This is a genomic window from Pantoea cypripedii (assembly GCF_011395035.1).
Lineage (GTDB): Bacteria > Pseudomonadota > Gammaproteobacteria > Enterobacterales > Enterobacteriaceae > Pantoea > Pantoea cypripedii_A.
This window is the reverse complement of the sequence record NZ_CP024768.1, coordinates 4005530-4032453: the sequence shown is the minus strand read 5'-3', so window position 1 is coordinate 4032453 and position 26924 is coordinate 4005530. Positions and strand designations below refer to the sequence as shown.

General features: G+C 57.2%; 24 protein-coding genes. 10 read left to right on the top strand and 14 right to left on the bottom strand.

Features of this window, described 5'->3' with window-relative positions; genetic code table 11:
- Positions 1-30: 30 nt before the first annotated feature.
- The 3 genes from CUN67_RS18865 to CUN67_RS18855 are packed head-to-tail and all read left to right on the top strand — an operon-like array spanning position 31 to position 2920.
- Entirely contained in the window at positions 31-1170 is a 1140-nt protein-coding gene (locus CUN67_RS18865) for a tyramine oxidase subunit B (RefSeq protein ID WP_208716799.1), read from the top strand.
- A gap of 14 nt (positions 1171-1184) precedes the next feature.
- Positions 1185-1607 (top strand): RidA family protein, encoded by a 423-nt coding sequence (locus CUN67_RS18860; protein ID WP_208716798.1) that lies wholly within the window; start codon positions 1185-1187, stop codon positions 1605-1607.
- A gap of 20 nt (positions 1608-1627) precedes the next feature.
- The gene (locus tag CUN67_RS18855) at positions 1628-2920 is read left to right on the top strand and encodes an NAD(P)/FAD-dependent oxidoreductase (RefSeq protein WP_208716797.1); all 1293 of its coding nucleotides are present in this window, start codon (positions 1628-1630) and stop codon (positions 2918-2920) included.
- An 83-nt stretch (positions 2921-3003) separates the two neighbouring features.
- Here the strand turns inward: CUN67_RS18855 and CUN67_RS18850 are convergent, their stop codons facing one another.
- Complete coding sequence (locus tag CUN67_RS18850; RefSeq protein WP_084877614.1) at positions 3004-3279, bottom strand: metal/formaldehyde-sensitive transcriptional repressor; 276 nt, start codon at positions 3277-3279, stop codon at positions 3004-3006.
- Between the two features lie 100 nt (positions 3280-3379).
- Here CUN67_RS18850 and CUN67_RS18845 point away from each other — a divergent pair, with 100 nt between their 5' ends.
- From CUN67_RS18845 to CUN67_RS18835, 3 genes are all read left to right on the top strand, one after another.
- Entirely contained in the window at positions 3380-4456 is a 1077-nt protein-coding gene (locus CUN67_RS18845; protein ID WP_208716796.1) for a nickel/cobalt efflux protein RcnA, read from the top strand.
- A 61-nt stretch (positions 4457-4517) separates the two neighbouring features.
- The gene (locus CUN67_RS18840; RefSeq protein ID WP_208716795.1) at positions 4518-4868 is read left to right on the top strand and encodes a hypothetical protein; all 351 of its coding nucleotides are present in this window, start codon (positions 4518-4520) and stop codon (positions 4866-4868) included.
- Positions 4869-5035: 167 nt separating this feature from the next.
- On the top strand, positions 5036-5311 hold the full coding sequence (locus CUN67_RS18835) for a DUF1471 domain-containing protein (protein WP_299448254.1): 276 nt from the start codon (positions 5036-5038) through the stop codon (positions 5309-5311).
- 75 nt (positions 5312-5386) lie between these two features.
- On the opposite strand, the gene CUN67_RS18830 is transcribed toward CUN67_RS18835, so the two are convergent.
- Positions 5387-5878 carry a helix-turn-helix domain-containing protein gene (locus tag CUN67_RS18830; protein ID WP_208716794.1) on the bottom strand — a complete coding sequence of 164 codons (492 nt, stop codon included), beginning with the start codon at positions 5876-5878 and terminating at the stop codon, positions 5387-5389.
- A gap of 243 nt (positions 5879-6121) precedes the next feature.
- Between CUN67_RS18830 and CUN67_RS18825 the strand changes: the two genes are divergently transcribed.
- On the top strand, positions 6122-7144 hold the full coding sequence (locus CUN67_RS18825; protein ID WP_208716793.1) for an alpha/beta fold hydrolase: 1023 nt from the start codon (positions 6122-6124) through the stop codon (positions 7142-7144).
- A 45-nt stretch (positions 7145-7189) separates the two neighbouring features.
- Here the strand turns inward: CUN67_RS18825 and CUN67_RS18820 are convergent, their stop codons facing one another.
- From CUN67_RS18820 to CUN67_RS18785, 8 genes are all read right to left on the bottom strand, one after another.
- Complete coding sequence (locus tag CUN67_RS18820) at positions 7190-8158, bottom strand: GGDEF domain-containing protein (RefSeq protein WP_208716792.1); 969 nt, start codon at positions 8156-8158, stop codon at positions 7190-7192.
- 112 nt (positions 8159-8270) lie between these two features.
- On the bottom strand, positions 8271-9248 hold the full coding sequence (hemB, locus tag CUN67_RS18815; RefSeq protein ID WP_208716791.1) for a porphobilinogen synthase: 978 nt from the start codon (positions 9246-9248) through the stop codon (positions 8271-8273).
- Positions 9249-9369: 121 nt separating this feature from the next.
- Positions 9370-10875: a glycine betaine/L-proline transporter ProP gene (proP, locus tag CUN67_RS18810; protein WP_208716790.1), complete on the bottom strand. Its 1506-nt coding sequence runs from the start codon at positions 10873-10875 to the stop codon at positions 9370-9372.
- Between the two features lie 311 nt (positions 10876-11186).
- A complete protein-coding gene (locus tag CUN67_RS18805; RefSeq protein ID WP_208716789.1) occupies positions 11187-12146 on the bottom strand; it encodes a D-2-hydroxyacid dehydrogenase family protein in 960 nt (319 codons plus the stop codon).
- The gene (locus CUN67_RS18800; protein WP_208717268.1) at positions 12121-13725 is read right to left on the bottom strand and encodes an EAL domain-containing protein; all 1605 of its coding nucleotides are present in this window, start codon (positions 13723-13725) and stop codon (positions 12121-12123) included. The genes CUN67_RS18805 and CUN67_RS18800 overlap by 26 nt, the downstream gene beginning before the upstream one ends.
- A gap of 339 nt (positions 13726-14064) precedes the next feature.
- A complete protein-coding gene (locus CUN67_RS18795) occupies positions 14065-15717 on the bottom strand; it encodes an ABC transporter permease (RefSeq protein WP_208716788.1) in 1653 nt (550 codons plus the stop codon).
- A 3-nt stretch (positions 15718-15720) separates the two neighbouring features.
- Positions 15721-16695, bottom strand: coding sequence for an ABC transporter substrate-binding protein (locus tag CUN67_RS18790; protein ID WP_208716787.1), 975 nt, complete (start codon positions 16693-16695; stop codon positions 15721-15723).
- Entirely contained in the window at positions 16673-17386 is a 714-nt protein-coding gene (locus CUN67_RS18785; protein WP_208716786.1) for an ABC transporter ATP-binding protein, read from the bottom strand. Before CUN67_RS18785 ends, CUN67_RS18790 begins: the two co-directional genes overlap by 23 nt.
- Before the next feature lie 234 nt (positions 17387-17620).
- Between CUN67_RS18785 and CUN67_RS18780 the strand changes: the two genes are divergently transcribed.
- Positions 17621-18841, top strand: a complete 1221-nt coding sequence (locus tag CUN67_RS18780) for an MFS transporter (RefSeq protein ID WP_208716785.1) — start codon at positions 17621-17623, stop codon at positions 18839-18841.
- Positions 18842-18943: 102 nt separating this feature from the next.
- Here the strand turns inward: CUN67_RS18780 and CUN67_RS18775 are convergent, their stop codons facing one another.
- Positions 18944-19759, bottom strand: a complete 816-nt coding sequence (locus CUN67_RS18775; RefSeq protein WP_208716784.1) for a TIM barrel protein — start codon at positions 19757-19759, stop codon at positions 18944-18946.
- 294 nt (positions 19760-20053) lie between these two features.
- Between CUN67_RS18775 and CUN67_RS18770 the strand changes: the two genes are divergently transcribed.
- Positions 20054-21559, top strand: a complete 1506-nt coding sequence (locus tag CUN67_RS18770; protein WP_208716783.1) for a CoA-acylating methylmalonate-semialdehyde dehydrogenase — start codon at positions 20054-20056, stop codon at positions 21557-21559.
- 11 nt (positions 21560-21570) lie between these two features.
- Complete coding sequence (gene iolB, locus CUN67_RS18765; protein WP_208716782.1) at positions 21571-22386, top strand: 5-deoxy-glucuronate isomerase; 816 nt, start codon at positions 21571-21573, stop codon at positions 22384-22386.
- Positions 22387-22456: 70 nt separating this feature from the next.
- Here iolB and CUN67_RS18760 read toward each other — a convergent pair whose 3' ends face one another.
- The 3 genes from CUN67_RS18760 to CUN67_RS18750 are packed head-to-tail and all read right to left on the bottom strand — an operon-like array spanning position 22457 to position 26924.
- On the bottom strand, positions 22457-24478 hold the full coding sequence (locus CUN67_RS18760) for a CocE/NonD family hydrolase (protein ID WP_208716781.1): 2022 nt from the start codon (positions 24476-24478) through the stop codon (positions 22457-22459).
- Positions 24475-26097: an ABC transporter ATP-binding protein gene (locus CUN67_RS18755; protein ID WP_208716780.1), complete on the bottom strand. Its 1623-nt coding sequence runs from the start codon at positions 26095-26097 to the stop codon at positions 24475-24477. The genes CUN67_RS18760 and CUN67_RS18755 overlap by 4 nt, the downstream gene beginning before the upstream one ends.
- Positions 26094-26924, bottom strand: coding sequence for an ABC transporter permease (locus CUN67_RS18750; RefSeq protein WP_208716779.1), 831 nt, complete (start codon positions 26922-26924; stop codon positions 26094-26096). Before CUN67_RS18750 ends, CUN67_RS18755 begins: the two co-directional genes overlap by 4 nt.

The window sequence follows — 26924 nt, the reverse complement described above, 5'->3', positions numbered from 1 at the left end:
TACGTAATAAGACTGAAAAGGGCATACACCATGACTGATTCAACCCGGATTGATTTTATCTACCTGTCGGAGCAGGACATGATCCGCGCCGGCGTGACCGACATGCCCGCCTGCGTGAACACCATGGAGGAAATGTTCGGCCTGCTGTACCAGGGCGACTACCGGATGGCCGGTGCCAACAATGATTCGCACGGCGCAATGGTCACCTTCCCGGAAAACTCGCCGTTTCCCACCATGCCGAAACCGACCGCTGATCGCCGCCTGATGGCGATGCCTGCTTACCTCGGCGGCAGCTTTGGCACCGCAGGGGTGAAATGGTATGGCTCGAATATCGCCAATCGCGAAAAGGGGCTGCCGCGTTCGATTCTGATGTTCACCCTCAACGATGCCGATACCGGCGCACCGCTGGCGCATATGTCGGCCAACCTGCTGTCGGCTTACCGCACCGGTGCGGTGCCTGGCGTGGGTGCGCGTCATCTGGCGCGTAAAGATTCCCGTGTCATTGGCCTGCTGGGACCGGGCGTGATGGGCAAAACCGCGGTGGCAGCATTTATCGCGGTGTGCCCGCAGATTGACACCATCAAAGTGAAAGGGCGTGGTCAGCGTAGCCTGGATAACTTCATCACCTGGGTGCAGGAAACGTATCCACAAATCAAACACATCGAAATCGTCGATACGCTGGAAGCGGTAGTGCGCGATGCCGATATCGTGACCTATTGCAGCTCCGGCGAAGTGGGTGACCCCGACAGCTATCCGCTGGTGAGGCGTGAATGGGTTAAGCCGGGCACCTTCCTGGCGATGCCTGCGCTGTGCAACATCGACGCCGGTATGGAACAGGCCGACGTGCGCAAAGTGCTGGATAACACCGGCCTTTATCACGCGTGGTTTGAGGAAGTCCCCAAACCCGCACACAAAACCATCCCCGTTATCGGCGTGCGTTTTATGGACATGATTGCCGAAGGCAAGCTGGCGGCAGAACAACTGGAAGACATCGGCAAAATCGTCGCCGGTGATGCCCCCGGCCGCCAGAACGATGAAGAGATCATCATCATGTCAGTCGGCGGTATGCCGGTGGAAGACGTTGCCTGGGGCACGGTGGTGTATCGCAACGCCATCGACAAAGGCATCGGCGTGAAATTAAACCTGTGGGAAACCCCGGTACTGAGCTAATCAAGGAAACCAGCATGACCAACATTATTAAAGTGAAAACCGGTTCGAAATTTGAAGAGATGGGCAGCTATTCGCGCATTGTCGCGGTGGATAACTGGATTTATGTCTCCAACACCGCGGGCCGTCATCCGGTCAGCAAAGAAATTCCGGCGGATGTCAGCGAGCAAACGTTGCAGGTGTTCGCCAATATCGAGGCGGCACTGGCCGCGATTGATGCCTCGCTCAGAGACGTGGTGTTCTCGCGGGTGTTTATTCAGGACCCGGACGATGTGCCGACGGTGATGGGCATCATCGGCGACAAGTTTCGCGGCATCAATCCGGCGACCACGGTCACCTGTCCGCCGCTGGGTTCCACGGTGTATAAGGTGGAGCTGGAAGTCACGGCGTATCGCGGGGCCGGTCAGGCCACGGTGCAGGAAATTACCGTTGCGCTGTAAGGCGTAACAGGAGGCGCGTTATGTCACCGAAAATTACCCCTGTCACCACGTCTACTGACTTTCCCACCGCCACGACGGTGGTGATTATTGGTGGCGGCATTGTCGGGTTGACTGCCGCCCTGACGCTGGCGGAGCGCAACATCCCGGTGGTGATGCTGGAAAAAGGCCGCATCGCGGGAGAGCAATCGTCACGCAATCTGGGCTGGATCCGCAAAACCAGCCGCGCCGCCGATGATATCCCGCTGGCACAGGCTGCCGATCGCCTGTGGTCCGGGATGGCGGAACGCGTCGGCAGCGACGTGGGTTATCGTCAGGCGGGCATTATGTTTATTGGCCGCAACGAGGCGCAGATGGCTCTGCACGAAAGCTGGATGAAGGCGGTGCAGCCGCTGAATCTGGATGCGAAGCTACTCAGCCATGCGGAAATTGCCGCCCGGGTGCCAGGGGGGCAGGGCCGCTGGGCGGGGGGAATTTATACCGCCTCTGATGGCCGGGCCGAACCGACGCTGGCTGCCAGCGCCATTGCCAAAGCGGCGATCGCCAGAGGCGCAATTATCGTGGAGCAATGCGCGGTACGCACGCTGGAGACCAGCGATGGGAAGGTCAGCGGCGTGATTACCGAACGTGGTGAAATTCGCTGCGATCAGGTGCTGCTGGCAGCGGGAGCCTGGTCACGACGTTTTCTCGGCAACCTCGGCATTGCGCTGCCCACCTTGCCGCTGATTTGCTCAGTGCTACGCACAAAGCCGCTGGAAGGACCCACCAATATTGCGGTAGGTGCGCCGGATTTCTCGTTCCGTAAGCATAAAGATGGCGGGTTTATTATTACTCAGCGCGGGGCGCTGGATGCGCCGTTGACGCTCGACCATTTGCTGCTGGGGACACGTTATCTGCCGCAGTTGCGCCATGCCCGTGACAATCTGCGTATCTCGCTCGGCACGTATTTTGTCAAAGATCTGGCGCTGGCCCGACGCTGGCGTGGTGATCGCCGCACGCCGTTCGAACGTATTCGTACTCTCGATCCGGCGGCTAATCCGGCGCTGAATCAGGAGGCGATGCGTAACCTGCGCGCAGCATGGCCGGTGTTTGAGCAAGCGGAGCTGGCGCAGGCGTGGGCCGGGGTGATTGATGTGACGCCGGATTCCAATCCGGTGATCGGCCCGGTGGCGGCGATGCCAGGCCTGACGCTGGCGACAGGCTTTTCCGGCCACGGCTTTGGCACTTCACCCGCTGCCGGGCAACTGGCTGCCGATCTGGTTTCCGGCCAGACACCGTTAATCGATCCGACCCCGTATCGGTTTGAACGATTTTGATTAAAACGCGCGATAAATCGCGCCGCTACAGCCTCTGCACCTGTTTGTAGCGGCGCGATTTATCGCGCGATGTCGTAGAGACGTTATTTCATATAGCTGCGAATCACCGTAATAATTTCGTCCATATCGCTTGCGCGCTCCTGCTCGCTGGCATTCGGGTTCATCAGATGTTCACGGATATGGCCTTCCAGCAATTCACTCATCAGCCCGTTAATCGCGCCACGTACTGCGGCCACCTGCTGCAACACCTTCAGACACTCTTCTTCGGCGATCAGCGCCTTTTCCAGCGATTCAGCCTGGCCTTTGATGCGACGCACGCGCGCCAGCAATTTCTTTTGATCTTTATGGGTATGTGACATGGCGTGAAGTCCGTTGATCATTACTATACTGGGGTATAGTATATTCGGGTTGTCCGGCAATTGCATCTGCTGTGCCGTTTTTTAATCCGATGAGAACATCATGACCGATTTTGCTGCACTGCTCAGTCAGGGCACATCCAGTGCCTGGCTGTTTATTCCCAGCGCGATTTTACTCGGCGCGTTACACGGACTGGAGCCGGGCCATTCCAAAACCATGATGGCGGCGTTTATCGTGGCCATTCGCGGTACGGTGAAACAGGCGGTGATGCTGGGGCTGGCTGCCACCTTGTCGCATACGCTGATTGTCTGGCTGATCGCCCTCGGGGGCATGTACGTCAGTCGTAAACTGACCGCCGATACTGCGGAACCCTGGTTCCAGCTGATTTCTGCCATCATCATTCTGGCAACCGCGTTGTGGATGATTTGGCGCACCTGGCAAAGCGAGCAGCAACGTAAGCAGCATCAGCAGACAGAACGCCCGGATGCGCAGGTGATCGATACCGGTCACGGCCACATCGAACTGGCTCTGCATCAGGGACACTGGCAGCTGCGCACCCTGGACGGTACGGCGTGGCAGGCCAATGAAGTGAGTGTCGCTACCCGGCGGGGGATGGGGTTCTCGCAAATATTCACCTTTGCCACTCAGGATGGTGTGCTGCAATCCACGCTGGCGGTGCCGCAGCCCCATACCTTCAATGCGCGTTTGTCGCTCGGCCATCGCGGCCACTCCCATGATTATGACGTTGCGTGGCAGCAGGGGGAGGTGCAGCGTGCGCCGGGCGAGAATGATGGCAGTTTCCAGGATGCGCATGAGCGCGCCCATGCCAGTGACATCAAAAAACGTTTCGCCAGCCGTGAAGTGACCAATGGGCAGATCATTTTGTTTGGCTTAACCGGTGGGTTGATCCCCTGTCCGGCGGCAATCACTGTGCTGCTGCTGTGTATCCAGGTGAAAGCCCTTAGTCTGGGGGCTGCACTGGTACTGTGCTTCAGTATCGGATTGGCCATGACGCTGGTCGGTGTGGGCGCGGCTGCCGCGTTAAGCGTACAGAAGGCTACCCAGCGCTGGCAGGGGCTGGATACGCTGGCACGCCGCGCACCCTGGTTTTCCGGCACGCTGATTGCGCTGGTGGCTATTTATATGGGGTATCACGGGTTAAGTGGCATCCTGCGCTGAGCCGCAACGCCGCGAATCTGGTAAGATCGCGGCGTTTTTCTTCCACCTGGTAATTATCCCCATGTTAAAACTCAAGTTTCTCCTGCCGCTGCTGATCGTGATCAGTGCCTTAGTCTGGTGGTTCACCCCCCATTACAGCGATGAAGACAAAGCGTATTACATCGCCATGTTTTGTACGCTAACGCATGATGGGCGCGGCAACACGCCACAGGATATGCAGCAAATTATTGAAGGCAGCAATTCTGATTACGCGTTGCAGAAAATCCACTTCCTGCGTGGCCTGGGCGAGCATCTGCAAACGGTGTGGCAGGATCTGTCACCGGCACAGCAGCAGCAGGCGCATCAGGATCGCAACAGCTGCCTTCGTCTGATGTCAGAAAAATTGTTACCAGGCCAGGCATTGCAGAACTAATTGCCGCAGGCCAGTCGATACTGGCCTGTTATTTAAATAACGTCGCTCAATATCAGGTAAAAACGAAATATTAAGTCTGGCTGATTTAAACTCAAAATGATCAATGTTGGGTGGCGATAAATCAGACAATGGCTTCAGAAAATTACCACGACAATTGAAGAGGACAAATGATGAAAAAATTAATTCTGTCTGCGTTGCTGTTGGGTGCGAGCGTTCCGGTACTGGCTGCCAATAATATCTCTGCCCAGGAAGCTGACCATTTTAAACTGGAATCGCTGGGGAATATTAGCGTATCCGATACGGGTGGCGCGATTAGCTCTCCGATGGACCTGCACCAGCGCCTGTCAGAGATGGCTGATGCGAAAGGCGGAAAATATTATGTGGTGGAAGCCGCCCGCCAGCACGGCAATAATTTTGACGCTGTAGCCCAGGTTTATAAGTAATAAAAAATGCCCCGTAAGGGGCTTTTTTTATGGGCATATTCAGACGAAAAAAAAGCGCGATTATCGCGCTTTTTTTTATACCATTGCACAGCTAATGCGGGCGGGGAACTTGCCGGGATGCCTTGCTGGCGGGCGTATCTCCTCGACACATTCACTGGCATCAAGACCTTCCTGGCGGCACAGTGCGCAGGGATCGTCACTGGAGGCCAGTTGATTTTTTCTCTCACCGCTTAATTGCTGTTTACGGCAATAAAGTGGTGTGCAACCCATCATTTGTTTAAATGAACGTGTGAAAGACTGCTGGCTTTCAAAATGATATTTCACGGCCAGGCTGATAATCGTAGTATCACTATTTTTCAGCTCAACAACACAGGCGGCCAGTTTCTTTTTGCGAATGTAACGTGCCAGGGTTTCATTGTGGCAACGAGCGAAAAGTTTCTGCAAATACCATTTTGAATACCCAGACTTTTGCGCAATGTCATCAATGCTCAGGCGCTGATCTAAGTTTTCTTCAATCCAGTTAGTGACTGAGTAAATTACACCTTCATTGTACTTTCTCTCTTGCATTTTGCACCTCCAGTTTCAATAGGCACAGTGTAATTTAACTTATCTTTCCCTGTGCCTTGTTACGTAAAGATTTATCAGGAAATCGGTTTTTATTTTTCCGCTATCAGATCTTTCCCGTAATTCGTAAGAATTGACTGCGATATGTTGGTTATTTGTTGAGGAAAAAGATGGCACAGCACATCAATACGCTGCAACGCGTAACATGTCACACTCGCTGTTTTGTCCTGATCTGGAGATGTTCTGATGGCGTTACGTTTTCCCGTGAAATCTTCACTGGCGATATTACTCGCCTCCGTGGCGCTGATGAGCAGCGCATCGGCTCTGGCAGCGAATGTCTATGGTGAGCAACTGGAAGGCTTCCAGTATCCTTATCCATTACAGCACTTTACCTTCTCCTCCCAGCAGCAGCCGCTCAGCATGGGGTATATGGATGTCAAACCGGCGCAGCATGCCAACGGCCAGACGGTGGTGCTGATGCATGGCAAAAACTTCTGCGGTGCCACCTGGGAAGACACCATTAAGGCGCTGAGTCAGCAGGGATACCGGGTAGTGGCACCGGACCAGATTGGTTTTTGCAGTTCCAGCAAACCGGCTAATTATCAGTACAGCTTCCAGCAGCTGGCGCAGAATACCCATCAATTGCTGCAACAGCTTGGGATAGAGAAAGCGGTGATTGTCGGCCACTCCACCGGTGGCATGCTGGCGACGCGTTATGCGCTGATGTATCCGCAGCAGACGCAAAAGCTGGTGCTGGTGAACCCGATTGGCCTGGAAGACTGGAAAGCGAAAGGTGCGCCGTGGCGCTCGGTGGATCAGTGGTATCAGCGCGAGCTGAAGCTGAACGCCGCAGGTATCAAAAAGTATGAGCAGCAAACCTATTATGTCGGCCAGTGGAAGCCGGAATATGACAAATGGGTGGATATGCTGGCCGGTTTGAATAGCGGGCCCGGTCATAACCGGGTGGCGTGGAACTCGGCGTTAATCTACGACATGATTTTTACCCAGCCGGTGTACTACGAATTTAAAGATCTGCAAGTACCGACCACGTTGATGATTGGCACCTCAGATACCACTGCCATCGGCAGCGATATCGCGCCGCCAGCGGTCAAAGCGCAGCTGGGTCATTACAATGTGTTGGGGAAACAGGTGGCGAAACTGATCCCTGGTGCGCGCCTGATCGAGTTCCCGGGCATGGGGCATGCGCCACAGATGGAGGAGCCGCAGAAGTTTAATCAGACATTGATTGACGATTTGGCGCGCGGTTAACAAAGAACCGCGCGATAAATCGCGCCTCGACAAACTATGCGGGCGCTACTGCGCCTGCTTTTTCCCTTTCTTGGCGGCGTACATGCGTTCGTCGCTGCCTTCCAGCAATTGCTCCAGCGACAGCGGCTGCTGGGGGTCGAATTCCACAATACCGGATGAGAAATGCAGTTGATAGAGGCGGCTCAGATCAAGGGTCTGTCTCTGCAGCTGCCGGTCAAACCGCGCCAGCACCCCTTCGGCATCCGACTGTTGCAGGCCGTTAAACAGCACCACAAACTCATCGCCTCCCAGTCGGGCAAAGATATCCGCATGGCGGAAACTGACCTTCATGGCATCGGCAAAATCCATCAGGGCGCGATCGCCCTGGCGGTGGCCGAGGGTATCGTTGATCTCTTTGAAGCGGTCGAGGTCGAGAAACGTCAGACAGGCCGGAAGCTGTTTTACCAGGCACTCGTTCAGTGCCAGCTGTCCCAGCGTCATAAAACCACGCCGGTTGGTAATTTGCGTCAGTTCGTCAGAGGTGGCGGTTTGAAACGCAACCAATTCGGCTTCCGCCATCGCCGCCAGATCGCGCAGCGTGTGGTAGTCATCGTCATCAAACGAACGGGCATGATGATCAACGATACACAGGGTACCCACTTTGGCCCCTGCTGGCGTCCGTAATGGGCAACCCGCATAGAAGCGCACCGGGTTTTCACCGGTGACCAGCGGATTATCGTAAAAGCGATCATCTTCCAGCGCGTTCTCCACCACCATCACGTCATCCTGCAGGATGGCATGACCGCAAAAGGAGGTGTTGCGTGGTGCGGTTTCCCCGGATTTACCTGCAATGGATTTGAACCATTGGTGGTCCTCTTCCAGCAGGCTTACCAGCGCGACCGGCACACTAAACAGGCGGCGGGCGAGACGGGTCAGACGGTCAAAACGCTCTTCTGCCGGGGTATGCAGAATGTTGAGCGCACGTAACTGAGCCAGACGATTCGATTCGTCTGCGGGCAGTGCAGGTGCTTTCATCGCGTTACTCTTCTTATTAGATGCAGGTGTTACAGAACTGGTGTTGTGCCAAAAAGGATGGCGTTAACAATTATCAGCCGCCAGCAAAGACGGCTGATAAGCGTAACGGTGATCAGAGCATTTTTTGCTCGGCGAGATCAAGGGCAAAGTAACTGAAAATCAGATCGGCACCGGCGCGTTTAATCGCACCGAGGCTTTCCAGCACCACATTGCGTTCATCAATGGCACCGGCCTGCGCCGCGAATTTGATCATGGCGTATTCACCGCTGACCTGGTAGGCAGCCAATGGCAGCGTAGTGCGCTCGCGGATATCACGCAGGATATCGAGGTAGGCACCTGCCGGTTTCACCATCAGGGAATCGGCACCTTCCGCTTCGTCGATCAGCGACTCGCGAATGGCTTCACGGCGATTCATCGGGTTCATCTGATAGGTTTTACGGTCACCCTTCAGCGCGGTGCCTGCGGCTTCACGGAACGGGCCGTAGTATGAGGACGCGAACTTGGTGGAGTAAGACATAATCGCGGTATCGGTGAATCCGGCCGCATCGAGCGCCTGACGAATCGCTTTTACCTGGCCATCCATTGCGGCGGAAGGTGCGATAAAATCAGCCCCGGCCTGAGCGGCAACCACGGCCTGCTTACCGAGATTGATCAGGGTTGCGTCATTATCGACACCGTGATCGCACAGCACGCCACAATGGCCGTGGCTGGTGTATTCACAGAAACAGGTATCGGACATGACGATCATTTCCGGCACGGTGTCTTTGCAGATACGCGACATACGCGCCACCAGACCGTTTTCATTCCAGGCATCGCTGCCGGTGGCATCGGTGTGGTGCGAAATACCGAAGGTCATCACCGAACGGATACCCGCTTTGGCGATACGTTCAATTTCATACGCCAGACGCTTTTCCGGGATACGCATAACGCCCGGCATGGCGGTGATTGGTTTGTAGTCGTCCACCCCTTCTTCAACGAAAATTGGCAATGCCAGATCGCTGAGGCTCAGGCTGGTTTCCTGGAACATTTCACGCATCGCGGCGCTTTTACGCAGCCTTCTTGGACGCTGGATAAGAGAAAAATCAGACATGCTCATTCTTACTTACAGGTGAAAAAAGTAGCGACAGTTTACTCCCTTTTGCCCGGGGCGATGAAGGTTTGTGTGCTGCGGGGAAAATGAAAACTCCCACTGACGTGGGAGTTGAGGGGAATTATTCGTTGATATCCGGATGTTGCTGCACCAGATTTTTGCGCTTCGCTTCCAGCTTCGCGATCTCGGCATCGATATCTTCGATTTTCTGCTCGATGTTGTCGTGATGCTCCTGCAGGATCTCACGCGCTTCTGCGAGGTCAGAGGCCGCCGGGGTCGCACCGATCAGCGGTTTGTTGGCGGTCTCTTTCATGTACAGGCCGGTAATTAAACCAATCACCGCAATCACCATCAGATAATAAGCGGGCATATACAGATTGTTGGTGGCTTCCACCAGCCAGGCGGCAGCAGTCGGCGTCAGACCGGCAACCAGCACCGAAATGTTGAAGGCACTGGCCAGCGCGCTGTAGCGGATATGGGTCGGGAACATCGCGGGCAGCGACGAAGCCATTACGCCGGTGAAGGCATTCAGGATCACCGCCAGCAGCAGCAGGCCAGCAAAAATCAGCCCAATTACGCCGCTGTTAATCAGCATAAACGCCGGGATGGAGCAAATGAACAACGCGATGCTGCCAATAATGACAAACGGGCGACGACCAAAACGGTCACTCAGCATCCCCATTACCGGCTGCACAAACAGCATCCCGATCATAATGGCGATGATAATCAGCACACCATGGTCTTCCGAGTAGTGCAGGTTATGCGACAGGTAGCTCGGCATATAGGTCAGCAGCATGTAATAGGTGACGTTGGTGGCAATCACCAGACCAATACAGGCCAGCAGGCTTTTCCAGTGTTTGGTGGCGATCTCTTTGAACGAGATTTTCGGGCCGTCACGCAGACCTTCGCGATCGCCTTGTTCCAGCTTCTCTACGTGTTGCTGGAATGCCGGGGTTTCTTCCAGCGCGTGGCGCAGATAGAGACCAATAATCCCTAACGGCAGGGCGACGAAGAACGGCAGACGCCAGCCCCATTCGAGGAAACGGTCTTCCCCGATGATGGTGGAGATCAGTACCACCAGACCGGCACCCAGCACAAAACCGGCAATGGAGCCGAAATCCAGCCAGCTGCCCATAAAGCCACGTTTGCGGTCGGGTGAGTATTCGGCGACGAAGATCGACGCGCCGGTATATTCCCCACCCACTGAGAAGCCCTGCGCCATTTTGGCGATCAGCAGCAGCACCGGTGCCCAAATCCCAATCGAGTCATAAGAGGGTATCAGGCCGATACAGAAGGTACTGATCGACATGATGACGATGGTGATAGAAAGAATTTTCTGGCGACCGTATTTGTCACCGAGCATGCCAAAGAACAGACCGCCGAGCGGACGGATCAGGAAGGGCACGGAGAAGGTCGCCAGTGCGGCGATCATCTGGATACCGGGCGAAGCACCGGGGAAAAACACTTTACCCAGCGCATAAGCCACAAAGCCATACACACCGAAATCGAACCATTCCATCGCGTTGCCCAGAGAAGCCGCGGTGATGGCCTTACGTAAACGGGAGTCGTCGATGATAGTGACATCATCCAGCCCGATCGGTTTTACACGTTTCCTACGAATTTTCATGAGGTTACCCTGTCCTGGAATCAGAAAGTCCTCAACGGCGCGGACCGATTCACTGTTTTCAGGCCGCGGCGTTGAGAAAATTAAAGCATAGCCATAAAGATGAGATTTCTCTGGCCTGCCATAGCGATAATTACGTGGGTAATTATCGCCTCCCGCGACAGAGTATACCGTTTTTGAGTGATATTTGTCATGTTTACGCCAGTAACTGGCTATTTTGTGGCTAAAACTGTGGCATTGATTTTACCTGGTCGGCATAAATGTCGCCCCTGCAGCCGCAGGGGGCGCATTCATGCGCACCTGGAGATTGGCGTTCAGAGCAGTGAACGTAGCGGCGCGCCTGTTAGCCAACCGGCGATATCTTCCACGGCTTCGGTAAAATACGTGTGGTAGTTACTGTCGGCAACATAGCCCAGATGTGGCGTCGCCAGCACGTTCGGCAGCTGGCGTAATGGACTTCCGGCGGGCAGTGGTTCCTGTTCGAACACATCCAGACCGGCCCCGGCTAATTGCCCGGATTGTAAGGCGGCAATCATCGCCGCCTGGTCGACAAGACCCGCTCTTGAGGTATTGATCAGCAATGCGCCGGGTTTCATCTGCGCCAGGGTGGCGGCGTCGAGCAGATGATGGGTGCGCTCACTCAGCACCAGATGAAGGGATACCACATCACTCGCCTGTAATAAGTCATGGAGCGATGCCATCTTTTTTACGCCACAGGCAGCTGCGCGCTCATCGGTCAGATTCTGGCTCCAGGCACAAACCTCCATGCCAAACGCCTGCGCTACCGATGCCATCGCGCCACCAATTTTCCCCAGCCCCACCAGCCCCAGCGTTTTGCCCTGCAGCCCCATGCCCAGCGTCTGTTGCCACGGGCCATTGCTGCGCAGCGCCTGATTTTCACTGGCGATATGACGTGCCAGTCCAAGCAGCAGCCCCCATGTCAGTTCCAGCGGTGGCGCGCTGCTGCTATTGGTGCCGCAAACCGCGATATAGCGCTCACGGCAGGCGTCGAGATCAATCGAGGCATTGCGCATACCGGAGGTGACAATCAGTTTCAGCTTAGGCAGGCGACCAATCAGTTCGGCGCTGAGCGGGGTGCGTTCCCGCATCACCACCAGGATATCGGCGTGCTGAATCTGGCTGACCAGCGCATCCTGGTTATCAATATGGGTGGTCAGCGCGCGGGTGTGAACCAGCGGTTGCAGCGTGGTCCAGTCGGCAAGTTTCAGAGCGACGTTCTGGTAATCATCAAGAATGATGCAGTTCAGGCTCATGGCGTTCCTCAGCGAGTAACGGCCGCGCCCCCTGCTCGTTGAGCCACGCACGCAGCCGGTCATTATCCATTGGGTAGGCGTAATAATAGCCCTGAATAAATACCACACCACGCCGTTGCAGGTACTGGAATTGTAACGAAGTCTCCACCCCTTCACCCAGCACCTCAAGCTGTAACTTGTGGCTGAGATTGATGATGGCGTCCAGCACCGGTGTTTCGCCGTCCAGCCGCTCAATCGCGTTGATAAAGCCGCGATCAATTTTCAGATAATCAAGCGGGAAGGTTTGCAAATAGCTGAGCGAACAATGGCCGGTGCCAAAATCGTCAATCGCCACTTTCATCCCCTGTGACTGCAACAGGCGCAGCTTGCGCGCCACGTCTTCACCGTCGTGAATCAGGCTGCGCTCGGTCAGTTCCAGCGTAATCTGCAATTGTTTGTCTTTGATGCGTCGGGCGAACAGCTGAATATCATTAACAAATTCAGAGTGTTGCAGATGCTCTGCCGCCAGGTTCAGACCGATATGGAAGCCGGGTTCCACATGCCAGCTCTGAATATCCTCCGCCATCAGCTCCAGCAAATGGCGCGTCAGGGGGACGATCATGCCTTCTTCTTCCGCCGCGCTGATAAAGATGTCAGGACGAATGGTATCGCCATTCGGCAATTGCCAGCGCAGCAACGCTTCGGCACCGGCGCAGCGTTGCTGCGCTACGCTGTAGACCGGCTGATAATGAACGGAGAACTGGCGGTTGCGCATGGCCCGGCGAATTTCATCGCGCCACGAGATGCGACGGCGCAGCCAGTTGGCGGTGAGGATCATCAGCAGGATGGAGAAAATGGCCGCCATTGGCAGGAAAATAAACAGCGCCTGCCGCCAGGCTTTCAACAGCTCGCTGGGGGGGACGATAACCTCCACGCTGATGGGATAGCGGCTGGATTGTGCCGACCAGGGTTCGCTTTTCAGCCAGGTTTCCGGCAGCTGTTCGCGCGGCCCGTAGCTAATGGCGGCCCCATCATCAAACCGCAAACTCATGCGATAGCCACGCGATTCGCCAATCGCCTGCATAAAATCCATCAGATATTGGCCATCAATCACCGCCCAAAACCCTTCACCATCGGGCAACTGACGGACAAAAACCACCGCCGGGCGATTTGGCACACCCGAGGTGCCACTGATGGAAATGCTCCACCAGGCTTTGCCGGTAACCGGCGGTTGCCGCATGATCATTTCGCTCAGGGTGCCAGGATTCAGGCCATACGCAGAGGAACAGGTGACATTCTCGCCTTCCAGCTTACCAATGGAACGAAAATAGGCGTTCAGGTTGCCGGCACGTTGCAGCTTGTCTTCAATCGCCGAACAGGGTTGATAGTGGTACTGGCGCAACTGGGTAATCATATCCCAGGCGCTGTCACTCATTTTTTCGGCCTGAGCCAGCAGGGAGTTAGCGGTGCTGATTTGTTGCTGATGCACGGTATGGCGCGCTTCAATCGCCGTGCAAAGAATACCGAGCACCAGGGGCAGCAGCCCGGCACAGACGATCAACAGCCAGCCAAAATCGCGATGTTTTCTCTGCGGTGGCACCAGGCGTCCCTCGGTAGGTTTAAGCAGCAGGAAGACGGCATGCTGCGGCTTTCGCAGCATACCATTTTCCCAGGGCCGTGCATGTTAGCGTTTTGATTCGCGACAAAATTGACCAGGATCAATTATTGGCTATGGTTTGCGCTTATTGACATAGTTTTGCCATTGCTGGCATTTCCTTGCATAAAAAGCGTGACCCGGCGAAATTGTGGATGTGGTGTGCATTCTTTAACTGGAACTGTCCGGGCTAATCATCAGGCAAGAGGTGTTGCGGCGCGATTTATCGCGCGCCTTTTGGCCGGGGCTGCGTTGTGAATAGCGCGATAAACGGACCGGGTAGGTTTAAGTCGATTGCCGCCGCAGCAGACCCAGCGCCGCCAGCATCAGGCTGAGGCTGGCGAACAACGTTAGCGTCGCCATTGCCATCCCCTGTCCCACAGAACCCTGTTCAAACTGTCGCCAGATAAAAATCGCCACGGTTTGTACCCCCGCAGGAGCCAGCAGCAGGGAGGTGACCAGCTCGCGTGAGGCGACAGCGAACACCATCATCATCGCCGCCAGCAGGCTCGGGGTGACCAGCGGCAACACAATCAGCCGCAGCGCCTGCAAGCGCGAGGCACCGTGCACCCGCGCCGCCGGTTCCAGTGTTGGCCCCAGCTGACGCAGCGCGCTGCTGACATAACGCACCGGCCAGGGCAGCAGCAGACAGCTGTAGGAGAGCAGCAAAATCGCCAGCGTGTTGTAGGGAGAAACCGGCCAGAAGCCGCGATTCCACAGCAAAATCAGCCCGACGCCAATCACCACCCCCGGCATCGCCGCAGGCAGCAAAGCCAGGCCATCCATCAGCGCCAGCAAGCGCGTTTTACCCTCGGCCACGCGCCAGGCAATCAAAAATCCGAGCAAGCCGGTGAGCAACGCTGCGCCGAGCGCCAGGCCAATACTGGTGGAGAAGGCTGCCAGCGCATCACCTTGCTGACTGAACAACGCGGTGAAATGACGCAGCGTCAGGTTGCCGGGATGAATGCCGCCCGACAACGTGTTAAGCAGGCCACTCAGCGTCATCGCCCCGAGCGGCAGCGCCACCGCCAGCAGGGCGGTGAACACGAACAGCAGCAACATCGGCAGTTGCCAGCGACCGGGGCTGGCGGCTTCCTGGGCCACCGGTTTACCGCTCACCGCCGTGACATCGCTGCTCCCCGTCAGCTTGCGCTGGCAAAACCACGCCAGCAGCGCCACCAGGCTTAACATCAGCGAGAGCGAGGCGGCCCCCGGCAGATCGATCGGCCAGTCAGCCAGTTTTTGTTCAATGCCGACCGTCATCAGCGTTAACCCGGCGCGTGCGCCGAGCGCCGCAGGTACGCCGTACTCCTCAATCGCCAGCGTGAACGCCAGCAGCACGCCACCGGCCAGGGCCGGTAACGTCAGCGGCAGGGTGATCTGCGCAAAGGCGCGCCATGCCGGAGCGCCATGCACCCGCGCCACCCAGGCCAGACGCTGTCCGCTCGCCATCAGCGAGCGCGACACCGCGAAATAAACCACCGGGAAGATATTGAGCGTCATCACCAGCATCATGCCGCTGCTGCTGAACAACAGGCTATCGAAATTCAGGCCGGTGAGTTGTTCGACATAACCATTGCGTTGCAGTGCCAGCGTCCAGGCCAGCGCGACGATGTAGGGTGGCGTCAGGAAGGGGATCAGAAACAACAAATCCCACAGCGCCGCCCCCGGCAGACGAAACAAGCCACGCAGCGCACCGAGCGGCAGACCCAATAACAGGCTGCCCATCGCCACGCCGAGACCAATTTTCAGCGTGCCCAGCCACATCGGTACCAGCTGCGGATCTTCCAGCAACGCGGGCAGCGCACTGAAGGCGCCCTGCCATTGTCCCTCGCTCAGATGCGGAAACAACGCCTGTAGCACGATAAACAGCAGTGGCAGCGCCACCAGTACCAGCAGCGCCAGCAGGATCAGGCCGTTAAACAGGGCACGCGACATGGTTTATTGCCCAAACAAGGTGGCAAAGCGCTTCAGCACCGCCGCACGTTCGCTGCCGCCGTCCTGATTCACCGGCAACAGTTTGATCTCGGTGATTAACGGACGTTGCGCTTTGATATCGGTACGGGCAGGCATCAGCCAGGCTTTTGCCACCTGCTGCTGACCTTCATCCGACAGCACATAATCGATAAAGGCTTTGGCATCGGCGGCATGCTGGCTGCTTTTCAGGATCATCATCGGACGCGGGGCCACCACGGTACCGTTTTCCGGGAAAATCACCTTAACCGCTTCACCCTGGGCGATGTTGTTGTAAGTCACGTAATCCACCGCGCCAAACACCGCCGCTTTCGCCCCCTGCAACACCGGCGTCACCGCCTGCGCGTTCGGGCCGCTGATCACCATGCCATTGGCTTTCAGTTGATCAAACAGCTGCCAGGCTTTCTCGCCTTCGCCATTCTGCAAACCAATCAGCAGATCGAGCGAGGCACCCGACAGCGCCGGATCGGGGGTGGTGATTTTGTCTTTGAACGCCGGACCGGTGAGGTCCTGCCAGGTTTTCGGTTCTGGCGTGTTGCTGTTGGTGTTCCACACAATGCCGAGCGCGGAGATACCCTGTGCGACGTAAGCATCGGTTTTAAATGCTGCCGGTACGTTCGCGGCGTTCGGGCTTTGATACGGCAGCAGCCAGCCACGCTGTTGCAGGTCTTCAGCGGTGTCCCAGGAGGCAGAAATCAGCACATCCGCCTGCGGGTTAGCCTGTTCCGCTTCCAGACGCGCCATCACTTTGCCGGTGGTGGCCTGGAAGATATTCACCTTAACCCCGGTCTGTTTTTCAAACCCGGTGGCGAGGCTTTTCGCCAGTGAGCCAGGACCGGCGGTGTACACCGTCAGCGCTTCGGCATCGTTCATCATCATCATGGCGGAGGTCAAAATCATCGCGCTGATGGCTCCTGTTTTAACAGATTTGAGAGATGGCATTGGTTTCCCCTGAGAGGTCAGTCACTGAAACAATCTGGCCCTGCGCCAGATGGATAATGCGGTCGGCCAGGGTGTTGGCTTCTTCGCGGTCATGCGTTACGTAAACGGCGGTGATACCAGCAGCGCGCAGCAGCTGCGCCATGGTCTGCGCGAGGGTTTCGCGCAGATCGCGATCAAGATTGGATAAGGGTTCGTCAAACAGCAGAATCGCCGGTTTCGCCACCAGCGCGCGGGCTAACGCCACACGTTGTTGCTGACCGCCCGACAGCATGGCGGGTTTACGATCGCCAAACCCGGCGAGGCCAACCTGCTCCAGTGCGGCTTCCGCCTGTTGCCGTGCCGCCGTTTTCTTCACGCCACGCATCCGCAGAGGAAAGGCCACGTTCTGCACCACGCTCATATGCGGCCAGAGCGCGTAATCCTGGAACACCATGCCGAGGTTACGTGCTTCCGGTGCAGCGCAGTGGCGCGCCGACGCCACGCACTGGCCGCCAATCCAGATTTCGCCCGCCGAGGGTTGCAGCAGGCCCGCCAGCAGTTTCAGCAGCGTGCTTTTGCCACAGCCGGAGGGGCCGAGCAGCGCCAGCGTTTGTCCGGCGGGAATGGTCAGGGAGAGATCGTGCAGAATGGTCAGGTTACCCGCTGACCAGCAGAGACTTTTCAGTTCGATAGGTTGCGCGACACGCGTCATCGGCCACCTCCCGCCAGCAGCAGGGAGTCGGCACACGCCACGCGCACCCGATGGTTTATCAGGAGCGTCATCAGATTGTTATCCTCTTTGGGATTTCACTGGCGGCGAGTCTACGGTGGCGATGTGACGGAAAGATGACCAAATATCATCAGAGACTATGATGCGCAGCAGGCGAAAAAGCGTATAGTTACAGCTCGATTATAAAAAATTCGTCAAACACGAGCGCACTCACTCATGCCTGACCTGCCTGCTACGGAACCTGCTTTAACGCCTTTCCGCCTGAATTTACTGATCCTCTCCATCGTGATGTTCAATTTTGCCAGCTATCTCACCATCGGCTTGCCGCTGGCGGTGCTGCCGGGTTTTGTCCATGACGGACTCGGTTACAGCGCCTTCTGGGCCGGGCTGGTGATTAGCCTGCAATATCTTGCCACGCTGCTGAGCCGCCCTCATGCCGGACGTTACGCCGATCAGTGGGGACCGAAAAAAGTGGTGGTGCTCGGGCTATGCGGCTGCTTCCTCAGCGGCTTGTGCATTCTGCTGTCGGCGCTGACCGAGAGCTGGTCGATACTGAGTCTCGGGCTGCTGTGCCTGGGGCGCGTGATCCTCGGTATCGGACAGAGTTTCTCCGGCACCGGCACCTCGCTGTGGGGCGTGGCGCGCGTCGGCTCGCTGCATATTGGCCGGGTCATTTCCTGGAACGGCATCGTCACCTACGGTGCGATGGCGATTGGTGCGCCGCTCGGGGTGGTGATTTTCCGCGCTGGCGGGTTGCTGCTGCTTTCCGGCGTCATCATCGCCATTTGCGTGCTGGCAATTGCGCTGGCGCTGCCGCGTGCGCCAGTGAAAGGCAGCAAAGCCAAACCGCTGCCGTTTCGTGATGTGCTGGGAAAAATTTATGGTTTTGGCCTGATTCTGGCGATGGGATCGGCAGGGTTTGGTGTGATCGCCACCTTTATCACCCTGTTTTATCAGGATAAAGGCTGGGATGGTGCTGCGTTCGCGCTGACGCTGTTCAGTGCCGCCTTTGTCGGTACGCGCCTGCTGTTTCCCAATGCCATCAATCGCCTCGGTGGCTTACGGGTGGCCAGCATCTGTTTTGCGGTAGAAGCCGTGGGGCTGTTCCTGGTGGCAGGTTCGTTCGATCCCTGGATGGCAAAAGTCGGCGCGTTTTTTACCGGCGCGGGTTTCTCGCTGGTGTTCCCGGCGATTGGCGTGGTGGCGGTAAAAGTGGTGCCGCAGCAAAATCAGGGCAGCGCGCTGGCAACCTACACGGCGTTTATGGATTTGTCGCTGGGGATCACCGGGCCTATCGCCGGTTTTATTATGAGTTTCGCCGGGGTGCCGCTGGTCTATTTCCTCACCGCGCTGCTGGTGTGTCTGGCGCTGGTGTGTACGCTGCGGATGAGCAGACGCCAGCCTGATAGTCCACCGGTGGAAATTAAAGAGAATTAAAAAATGGCCTCCGACCGAGGCCAATCACTACAAAATTGTGTCATTGACACAGATAAGGGTCGGGCAGACGGGGGCGATGGACAGTGGCCCCCGTTTTTTCTATCAGGCTTGCAGCAATTCAATGCTGGCGCGGATTTCACGTTCGATATCGGCGGCAGACCACTTCTCCAGCTCAGACGAGAACGGTTCAAAGGCGTAGATGCCTTTGTAACCCAGCATCTCGAGGCGTTTCACCTGGGCCACACTGTTCAGCACATCGTTATTACTCAGCATGATGCGCTCTTCATCGGTGAGCTGATCCGTCGGGCGCGTATCTTCCACGCCGGACAGATGCACCAGGCCAATCTGGTTAACATCAATCTCCTGCGGGAATTCCTGCTCCGCGTTTTCGTACAGATGATGATGGAACGTATCCAGCAGCAGTTTGAACGGCACCTGCGCATCACGGATCAGTTGCTGCGTCTGCACGGCGGAGCGTAACGAGCTGACCGGGAAGCCGAGCGGTTCCACCAGCCCCTGGATACCATAATGAGCAAAGCGTGGGGCGAGGGTTTGCAGTGCCGCCAGCGTCTGTTCCGCTGGGACGGCGATGCCTTCATTCAGCGGGCACATCACCAGCGCTTTCGCGCCAATCTGCTGAGCTTCCTGCAACAGGGCTTCGGCTTTGGCCAGCAGCGCGTCGTCAGGGCGGTTGAACGGATAGAGCGCGTTGATGGTTTCGATTTCGATGTGATATTTGTCGGTCAATGCGCGCAGCTGCGCCACACTCAGATCATCCGTCACCCTGCCGCCTGGCATATCGTTACGCAGTTCCACTTTGTTTAAACCCAGACGCTGCACCAGCTGGAAAAAAGCTTCCAGCGACAGCGTCGGGGCAATTTTACGGTTAATACAGAAACGGGTTGGATCGATGGCCATGTGACGGCTCCTGTAATGGGGGGTGGGTAAGATGATGCTAAAGAGAACATTTATTTCATTGTTAGTGAATTATGAAATTTCAGATATTGGATCTTCCTCGCAAAAATTTCATATTTCGTTTTGTTTAATGTCCAGGTGTGGCGTTATGCATGGGATGCCATGGGCAGGAAAATGCGATCCAGTCCGCTAAAAGGAAATTTTCCAAAAAGAAGTATTTGAAAAATTTATTTCACTGTAATAGCTTCATACCATGCTTTTAGTTCTCGCGGGTTTACATATTAAAGAGGCAACGACATGAACATCGTAGGAAACTTTATCGGCGGCCAGATTACCCACAGCGCCAGCAATGAAACCATTCCGGTGTACGATCCGGCGACTGGCAAAGTGGTGCGTGAACTGACGCAGAGCACCTCAGATGAAGTCGCTAAAGCGATTGAAGTCGCTCATGCGGCATTCCCGGAATGGTCTAAAACCTCTCCGCTGCGTCGTGCCCGCGTGATGTTCAACTTCAAAGTGCTGATGGAACAGCACCGTGAGGAACTGGCGGCATTGATCGTCTCCGAACACGGCAAAGTATGGTCCGATGCGCTGGGTGAGCTGACGCGCGGCATTGAAGTGATCGAATTTGCCTGCGGCATTCCGCATCTGATTAAAGGCGAAAACTCGCCAAATGTGGGTGGCGGCGTGGACAGCTACTCACTGATGCAGCCGGTGGGTGTGGTAGCGGGTATCACCCCGTTTAACTTCCCGGCGATGGTGCCGCTGTGGATGTTCCCGATTGCACTGGCCTGCGGTAACACCTTTATTCTCAAGCCACCGGCGCTGGACCCCTCCGCCTCGGTGCGTATGGCGGAGCTGCTGAAAGAAGCGGGCCTGCCGGATGGCGTGTTCAACGTGGTCCACTCTTCCAACGAAGATGCCGAGCAACTGTATAAAGATCCGCGTGTGGCGGCGGTGAGCTTCGTCGGTTCTTCCGGCGTGGCAGAACATATCTACAAAACTGCCAGTGCGCATGGCAAACGCGTTCAGGCGTTTGGTGCCGCAAAAAACCACGCCATCGTGATGCCGGATGCCGATCTGGATGCCACAGTGAACGCCATCATGGGCGGTGCTTTTGGTTCTGCCGGGGAGCGTTGCATGGCGCTGCCGGTAGTGGTAGCGGTGGGTGAGGGCACTGCCGACAAACTGATCGCCCGTCTGACCCCGCTGATCAAAGCGTTGCGCGTAGGACCGGGTATCCAGAAAGGTGCAGAAGAGAATGAAATGGGGCCGGTGGTTTCTGCCGCGCACCAGAAAAAAGTGCTGGGCTACATCGATAAAGGTGAGCAGGAAGGCGCGAAACTGGTGGTCGATGGTCGTAACTATCAGGTGCCGGGCCATGCAGAAGGTTACTACGTGGGCGGCACGCTGTTCGACAACGTGACCTCTGAGATGACCATCTGGCGCGAAGAGATCTTCGGACCGGTACTGAGCATCATGCGTTCCCCGGATTTCAGCAGCGCGTTGCAACTGGTGAACAGCCATGAATTCGGCAACGGCAGCGCCATCTTTACCAGCAACGGCCACACCGCGCGTGAGTTTGTGCAGGATGTGGAAGCGGGCATGGTGGGCGTTAACGTCCCGGTTCCGGTGCCGATGGCCTTCCACAGCTTCGGTGGCTGGAAGCGTTCGGTGTTTGGTGCGCTGAACGTCCACGGGCCGGATGGCGTGCGTTTCTACACCCGTATGAAAACCGCCACTGTGCGCTGGCCGAGTGGTCAGCAGACGGTCTCTGAGTTCAGCATGCCGACGCTGGGTTAAGGAGGATGGTGATGTCACTACTTGCGAAAGCGCAGCAGCCAGACAGCAATGGCCGTATTCAGCATGTCACACCGGAAAGTGCCGGTTGGGGATACGTGGGCTTTGATGCTTATTTGCTGAAGAAAGGACAAACTCTGAAGTTGAGCAGCGCTGATAAAGAGCTGTGTCTGGTACTGGTGGCGGGCTTTGCCTCGGTGAAAACCCGTCATGCGGAGTTCCCGAATCTGGGTAAGCGTCTGTCACCCTTCGAGCGCATTCCGCCTTATTCGGTGTATGTGCCGCATAACGACGAGGTGGAGGTCTACGCTGATAGCGATCTGGAGCTGGCGGTGTGTAATGCTCCCAGCCAGGGCAACCTGCCAGCGCGCCTGATTGCGCCGGAAGATGTCGGGGTTGAGCATCGTGGTAAGGGACGTAACCAGCGTCTGGTGCATAACATTCTGCCGGACAATAAACCGGCAGATAGCCTGCTGGTGGTGGAAGTTTACACCGACGAAGGGGCGACCAGTTCTTATCCGAGCCACAAGCACGATCAGAAAGACAGCCCGGACGAAACCTATCTGGAAGAAACCTATTATCACCGTTTCGATCCGGAGCCAGGTTTTGCCATGCAGCGCGTGTACACCGACGACCGCACGCTGGATGAATGCATGGCACCGTATAACCGCGATGTGGTCACCGTGCCGCGTGGCTACCATCCGGTGGCGACACTGGCGGGATATGACAACTATTATCTCAACGTGATGGCGGGGCCGGTGCGTTTGTGGAAATTTACCTGGGAGAAAGATCACGCCTGGGTGAATAGCGATAAGTATCCGCGTACCTGATTGCGCAATAAATTGCGCCGCTACGGTCTGGTGCGGCCTGTAGCGGCGCGATTTATCGCGCGTTTTGTTATTAACGTTTAATCCGTCGGTCCCACTGCTTCGTACATACCGCTTCGCCGTTGTGCTGCACTTTCATCTCACCGCTGATGATGAAATGCGTCAGATCGCTGCGCATCTCCAGCACGATATCGGTTTCCGTCCACCAGCCTTCACGCCCGATCTTCATGCTTTGCGTTAGCAAATAATGGGCGGAAAGCGGGTCCTGGTTATGCACGGTCAGCTGACGACGCAGGCTGTGATCGACGGTGGTATCGATATCGTCGAAACGATAGACGCCCTCGCCAAACACCCCGCCGATGCCGTGGGTCACGCTTTCCCAGCTGTCATTTACCACGTCATAACGCAGCTCACGCTCGACACGCCCCGGTGACAGCAGCGTCAGCGGCGTATTGGCGGCGGTTGCCGGTTGTGGGTTCGGCCCGGCGATCGGTTCTGGCTGGCGGCATACCGGCAGATCGAGTGCGGCACTGGCCAGATTCACCTGCAACGTTGCCATTTCCGCCATCGGCCAGATCATCGGCCAGAAGGTGGTCGCCAGTGAAATACGCAGACGATGTCCGGCAGCAAAACGCCAGGCGATGCCGTCCAGCTGCACCTGCACATCCACCGTTTCACCCGGCGTCAGCGGCGCGTTTTTATCCTGCCCCTGCAAATGGCTGAGGTTGACCCAGCCGTGGGTAACGCGGGTTGAAGCACCGTCGGGCGCGACATCGGACAAACGCACATAAAGCATCGCCGCCGGTTTATCGCTGCTGAGTTTGACGCTGAACTGCGGGAATCCGTAGATGCTCAGGCTTTCATTGAGCGGCGCGCTGTCAAAGCTCTCCGCCAGGCCGTCATCCATCCGCTGGTCGCTCGGGCTTTCACCCAGCACGCCCGCGCCCATCCACTCGCCGGCAAACAGCCCGTGGTTTTGCTGGGTACAGATCACCTGCCAGCTGTCCTGCTCCAGCGGAGTCGGGGCCAGGGTGCCGGGCTGTAAATGCCAGCGTTGTGCTTTGGTCACCTCATCGGTATCCCCGTCGATGGCGATCCACTCACCAAACGCCTGCGGACGCTGCGAACCAGGGCGTTGACTGTCGTTCAGCCATGCCTGCACGCGCGGCCCTGCCAGCGCGTCATTATCGACCTGCTTCAGCCAGCGATCCCACCAGGTCACGGCTTCCTGCAGGAAACCAATCGCCGGTTCCGGCGTGCCATCCTGCGGATAGATATGCGCCCAGGGACCGATGATCGCCTTGCGCGGTACTTCAAGGTTATCCATCAGGCGGAACACCGCGTTGCTGTAGGAGTCAGCCCAGCCACCTACCGCCATCACCGGACACTGAATTGCCGACCAGTCTTCACCGACAGAGCCGTGTTTCCAGTAGGCATCTTTCAGCGGATGATCCATCCACAGCGCCGGGAAGAACGGCATATTTTCCAGCCGGTTGAGCCAGTCCTGATACCAGCTATCGCCCACCAGCTGCGGGTCCTGCGGGCGGCTTTGATAGGCCAGCATAATGCCGCCCCACCACAGGTTATCATTCAGCAGGCAGCCGCCTTTGTAGTGGATATCGTCGTTATAACGATCGTCGGTGGAGCATACGGTGATGATCGCTTTCAATGCCGGTGGGCGACGGGCAGCCAGTTGCAGGCAGTTAAACCCACCCCAGGATTTGCCCATCATGCCGACGGCGCCGCTGCACCAGCTCTGCTGGCTGATCCAGTCGATCACTTCCAGCGCATCTTCCTGCTCCTGCAACAGATATTCATCGGCCAGCAGGCCATCCGACTCACCGCTGCCGCGCATATCCACGCGCAGCACCGCGTAGCCTTGTCCGGCAAAGTAGCCGTGCATTGGCTCATCACGCGTGCGCGTCCCATCGCGCTTGCGATAAGGGATATATTCGAGAATGGCAGGCACCGGCTGCTGGCTGGCAGAAAGTGGCAACCACATACGCGCTGCCAGACGGGTGCCATCTTTCAGGGTGATCCAGATATGTTCCGTCACGCTGACGCTGTGGGGAAATTGCGTTACGAAGGTTTTCATGAGGCTCCTGCCATTGCATTTGACTGACGCTGACCCAGCACCTCATCCAGCCAGGATGTGCGCATTTCCGGCACCGAGGTCAGTAGTTTTTCGGTATAGCTGTGCATCGGGGCGCTGAACACCTGCTCGGTCGGTCCCTGCGCCACCACGTTGCCCTGATACATCACCGCCACCTGCTGGGCGATGCGTTTCACGGTGCTGAGGTCGTGGGTGATAAACAGATATGACAGGCCCAGCTGCTCCTGCAAACGGCGCAGCAGATTCAGCACCTCTTCCGCCACCAGCGGATCGAGGGCGGAAGTCGCTTCGTCGCAAATAATCAACTCAGGCTGTGCCGCCAGTGCCCGCGCGATGCAGACACGCTGTTTCTGCCCGCCAGAGAGCGCGGCGGGATAACGATCAATCAGGGTGAGCGGCAGCTCGGTCAGCCGCAGCAGTTCTTCCACCCGGGCGCGTACCTGGCGTTTATCCAGCCCAAAGTAAAAGGCGATCGGACGACCAATGGCTTCCAGAATGGTCTGGCGCGGATTGAGGGCCACATCCGGCAGCTGGTAAATCATCTGAATACGACGCAGCGTTTCTTTGTCGCGTTGCTGATAGCGGTTAGCCAGCACTTTGCCGGCAAAGCTGACGTTACCGGCGGTATCGCCCAACAGGCCGCACAGCGCACGCGCGAGGGTACTTTTGCCGCTACCCGACTCGCCAATAATCGCCAGCGTTTCGCCTTTGGCGAGGCTCATCGAGACGCCGTGCACTACGGCTTTGCCGTTGTAACCGGTGGAGAGGTTTTGCAGCGTCAGCAACTGGCCCTGGGCTACGTTTTCCGCGTGGACCGGCGTCAGCGCATGGGCGCGCTCCGAGACCAGCCGCTGGGTGTAGCTTTCCAGCGGGTTTTGCAGAATATCTGTGGTACTGCCGCTTTCCACTTCGCAGCCCTGGCGCAGCACCATGATGCGGTCGGCAATTTGCGCCACCACCGCCAAATCGTGGGTAATGTACAGCGCGGCGGTGTTGAACTCGCGTACCAGTTTGCGCAGCATCACCAGCACTTCAATCTGCGTGGTGACATCCAGTGCGGTGGTCGGTTCGTCCATCACCAGCAAATCGGGTTTGCAGGACATCGCCATGGCAGCCATCGCACGTTGCAACTGGCCACCCGACAGCTGATGCGGGTAGCGCTGGCCGATGGTGTCCGGCTCCGGCAGATCCAGCGCGCGGAACAGGGTGACTGCCCACGCCTGCGCTTCAGCGACATTCATCAGGCCATGGCGAATCGGCCCTTCACACACCTGCTTGCCAATGGTCAGCGCCGGGTTAAACGCGGCGGCGGCACTCTGTGCCACATAGGCCACGCGGCGACCGCGAATTTCGCGTTTCTCTTTGCTGGAGAGCGGCACGATATCGCGCCCGGCGATACGCACTTCGCCACCGGCAATGCGGCAGCCCGCACGGGCATAGCCCAGCGCGGCGAGGCCGATAGTGGACTTACCGGCACCGGATTCGCCAATCAGCCCTAGCACTTCGCCGGGTTTCAGGCTGAGTGAAATGTTCTGTACCAGTGGAATGCCCTGGTCGGTTTCAATGCGCAGACCGCGCATTTCCAGAATGGGTTGTGTCATCCCTCTTCCCCCAGCGAAAGGTTGTTGCGGACCAGCAGCCAGTCAACCACCAGGTTGACGCCGATGGTCAGCAGGGCGATAGCGGCAGCCGGGTAGAGTGGGGCCAGCTGGCCGAAGTTGATCGCCTGGGCGTTGTCACGCACCATGCTGCCCCAGTCGGCCCACGGTGGCTGAATGCCCAGCCCGAGGAAGCTCAAACCGGCGATAAACAGGAACGTGAAGCAGAAGCGCATGCCAAACTCCGCCAGCAGCGGTGGAATGGCGTTGGGCAGAATCTCTTTACGCACGATCCAGCCCAGCCCTTCGCCGCGCAGACGCGCCGCTTCGACATACTCCTGGCAGACAATCCCCTGCGCCACCAGACGTGCCAGGCGATAGACGCGGGTGGCATCGAGCAAGGCAATGGTGCCAACCAGTACCGGAATCGAGGTGCCAAGCACCGACAACACGATCAGCGCCAGAATCAGCACCGGAATCGACATCAGCGTATCGACGATGCGCGTCAGCACCACATCCACCCAGCGGCCATATATGGCGGCGGTGAAGCCGGTGAGAATGCCAATGACAAACGAAATGGCGGTGATTGCCAGCGCGATGGCGATAGTGGTGCGTGCGCCAAACAGAATGCGCGACAGCATATCGCGGCCGAGGCTGTCAGTGCCGAGCGGCATGGCGCTGGAGGGCAGCATCCAGATATCACCCACCTGCGCGGTTTCGCTGTGCGGTGCCAGCCAGGGCGCGAACAGCGCAGCAATCAGGTTCACGGCAATTATGGCCAGGCCGAGCATGGCGGAAATCGGCACCGTGCGGATTTTCAGTTTTTTCAT

Coding starts and splice junctions, on each gene's coding strand:
- CUN67_RS18865 (WP_208716799.1), top strand. CDS start 31: ATGACTGATTCAACCCGGATTGATTTTATCTACCTGTCGGAGCAGGAC.
- CUN67_RS18860 (WP_208716798.1), top strand. CDS start 1,185: ATGACCAACATTATTAAAGTGAAAACCGGTTCGAAATTTGAAGAGATG.
- CUN67_RS18855 (WP_208716797.1), top strand. CDS start 1,628: ATGTCACCGAAAATTACCCCTGTCACCACGTCTACTGACTTTCCCACC.
- CUN67_RS18850 (WP_084877614.1), bottom strand. CDS start 3,279: ATGTCACATACCCATAAAGATCAAAAGAAATTGCTGGCGCGCGTGCGT.
- CUN67_RS18845 (WP_208716796.1), top strand. CDS start 3,380: ATGACCGATTTTGCTGCACTGCTCAGTCAGGGCACATCCAGTGCCTGG.
- CUN67_RS18840 (WP_208716795.1), top strand. CDS start 4,518: ATGTTAAAACTCAAGTTTCTCCTGCCGCTGCTGATCGTGATCAGTGCC.
- CUN67_RS18835 (WP_299448254.1), top strand. CDS start 5,036: ATGATGAAAAAATTAATTCTGTCTGCGTTGCTGTTGGGTGCGAGCGTT.
- CUN67_RS18830 (WP_208716794.1), bottom strand. CDS start 5,878: ATGCAAGAGAGAAAGTACAATGAAGGTGTAATTTACTCAGTCACTAAC.
- CUN67_RS18825 (WP_208716793.1), top strand. CDS start 6,122: ATGGCGTTACGTTTTCCCGTGAAATCTTCACTGGCGATATTACTCGCC.
- CUN67_RS18820 (WP_208716792.1), bottom strand. CDS start 8,158: ATGAAAGCACCTGCACTGCCCGCAGACGAATCGAATCGTCTGGCTCAG.
- hemB (WP_208716791.1), bottom strand. CDS start 9,248: ATGTCTGATTTTTCTCTTATCCAGCGTCCAAGAAGGCTGCGTAAAAGC.
- proP (WP_208716790.1), bottom strand. CDS start 10,875: ATGAAAATTCGTAGGAAACGTGTAAAACCGATCGGGCTGGATGATGTC.
- CUN67_RS18805 (WP_208716789.1), bottom strand. CDS start 12,146: ATGAGCCTGAACTGCATCATTCTTGATGATTACCAGAACGTCGCTCTG.
- CUN67_RS18795 (WP_208716788.1), bottom strand. CDS start 15,717: ATGTCGCGTGCCCTGTTTAACGGCCTGATCCTGCTGGCGCTGCTGGTA.
- CUN67_RS18790 (WP_208716787.1), bottom strand. CDS start 16,695: ATGCCATCTCTCAAATCTGTTAAAACAGGAGCCATCAGCGCGATGATT.
- CUN67_RS18785 (WP_208716786.1), bottom strand. CDS start 17,386: ATGACGCGTGTCGCGCAACCTATCGAACTGAAAAGTCTCTGCTGGTCA.
- CUN67_RS18780 (WP_208716785.1), top strand. CDS start 17,621: ATGCCTGACCTGCCTGCTACGGAACCTGCTTTAACGCCTTTCCGCCTG.
- CUN67_RS18775 (WP_208716784.1), bottom strand. CDS start 19,759: ATGGCCATCGATCCAACCCGTTTCTGTATTAACCGTAAAATTGCCCCG.
- CUN67_RS18770 (WP_208716783.1), top strand. CDS start 20,054: ATGAACATCGTAGGAAACTTTATCGGCGGCCAGATTACCCACAGCGCC.
- iolB (WP_208716782.1), top strand. CDS start 21,571: ATGTCACTACTTGCGAAAGCGCAGCAGCCAGACAGCAATGGCCGTATT.
- CUN67_RS18760 (WP_208716781.1), bottom strand. CDS start 24,478: ATGAAAACCTTCGTAACGCAATTTCCCCACAGCGTCAGCGTGACGGAA.
- CUN67_RS18755 (WP_208716780.1), bottom strand. CDS start 26,097: ATGACACAACCCATTCTGGAAATGCGCGGTCTGCGCATTGAAACCGAC.
- CUN67_RS18750 (WP_208716779.1), bottom strand. CDS start 26,924: ATGAAAAAACTGAAAATCCGCACGGTGCCGATTTCCGCCATGCTCGGC.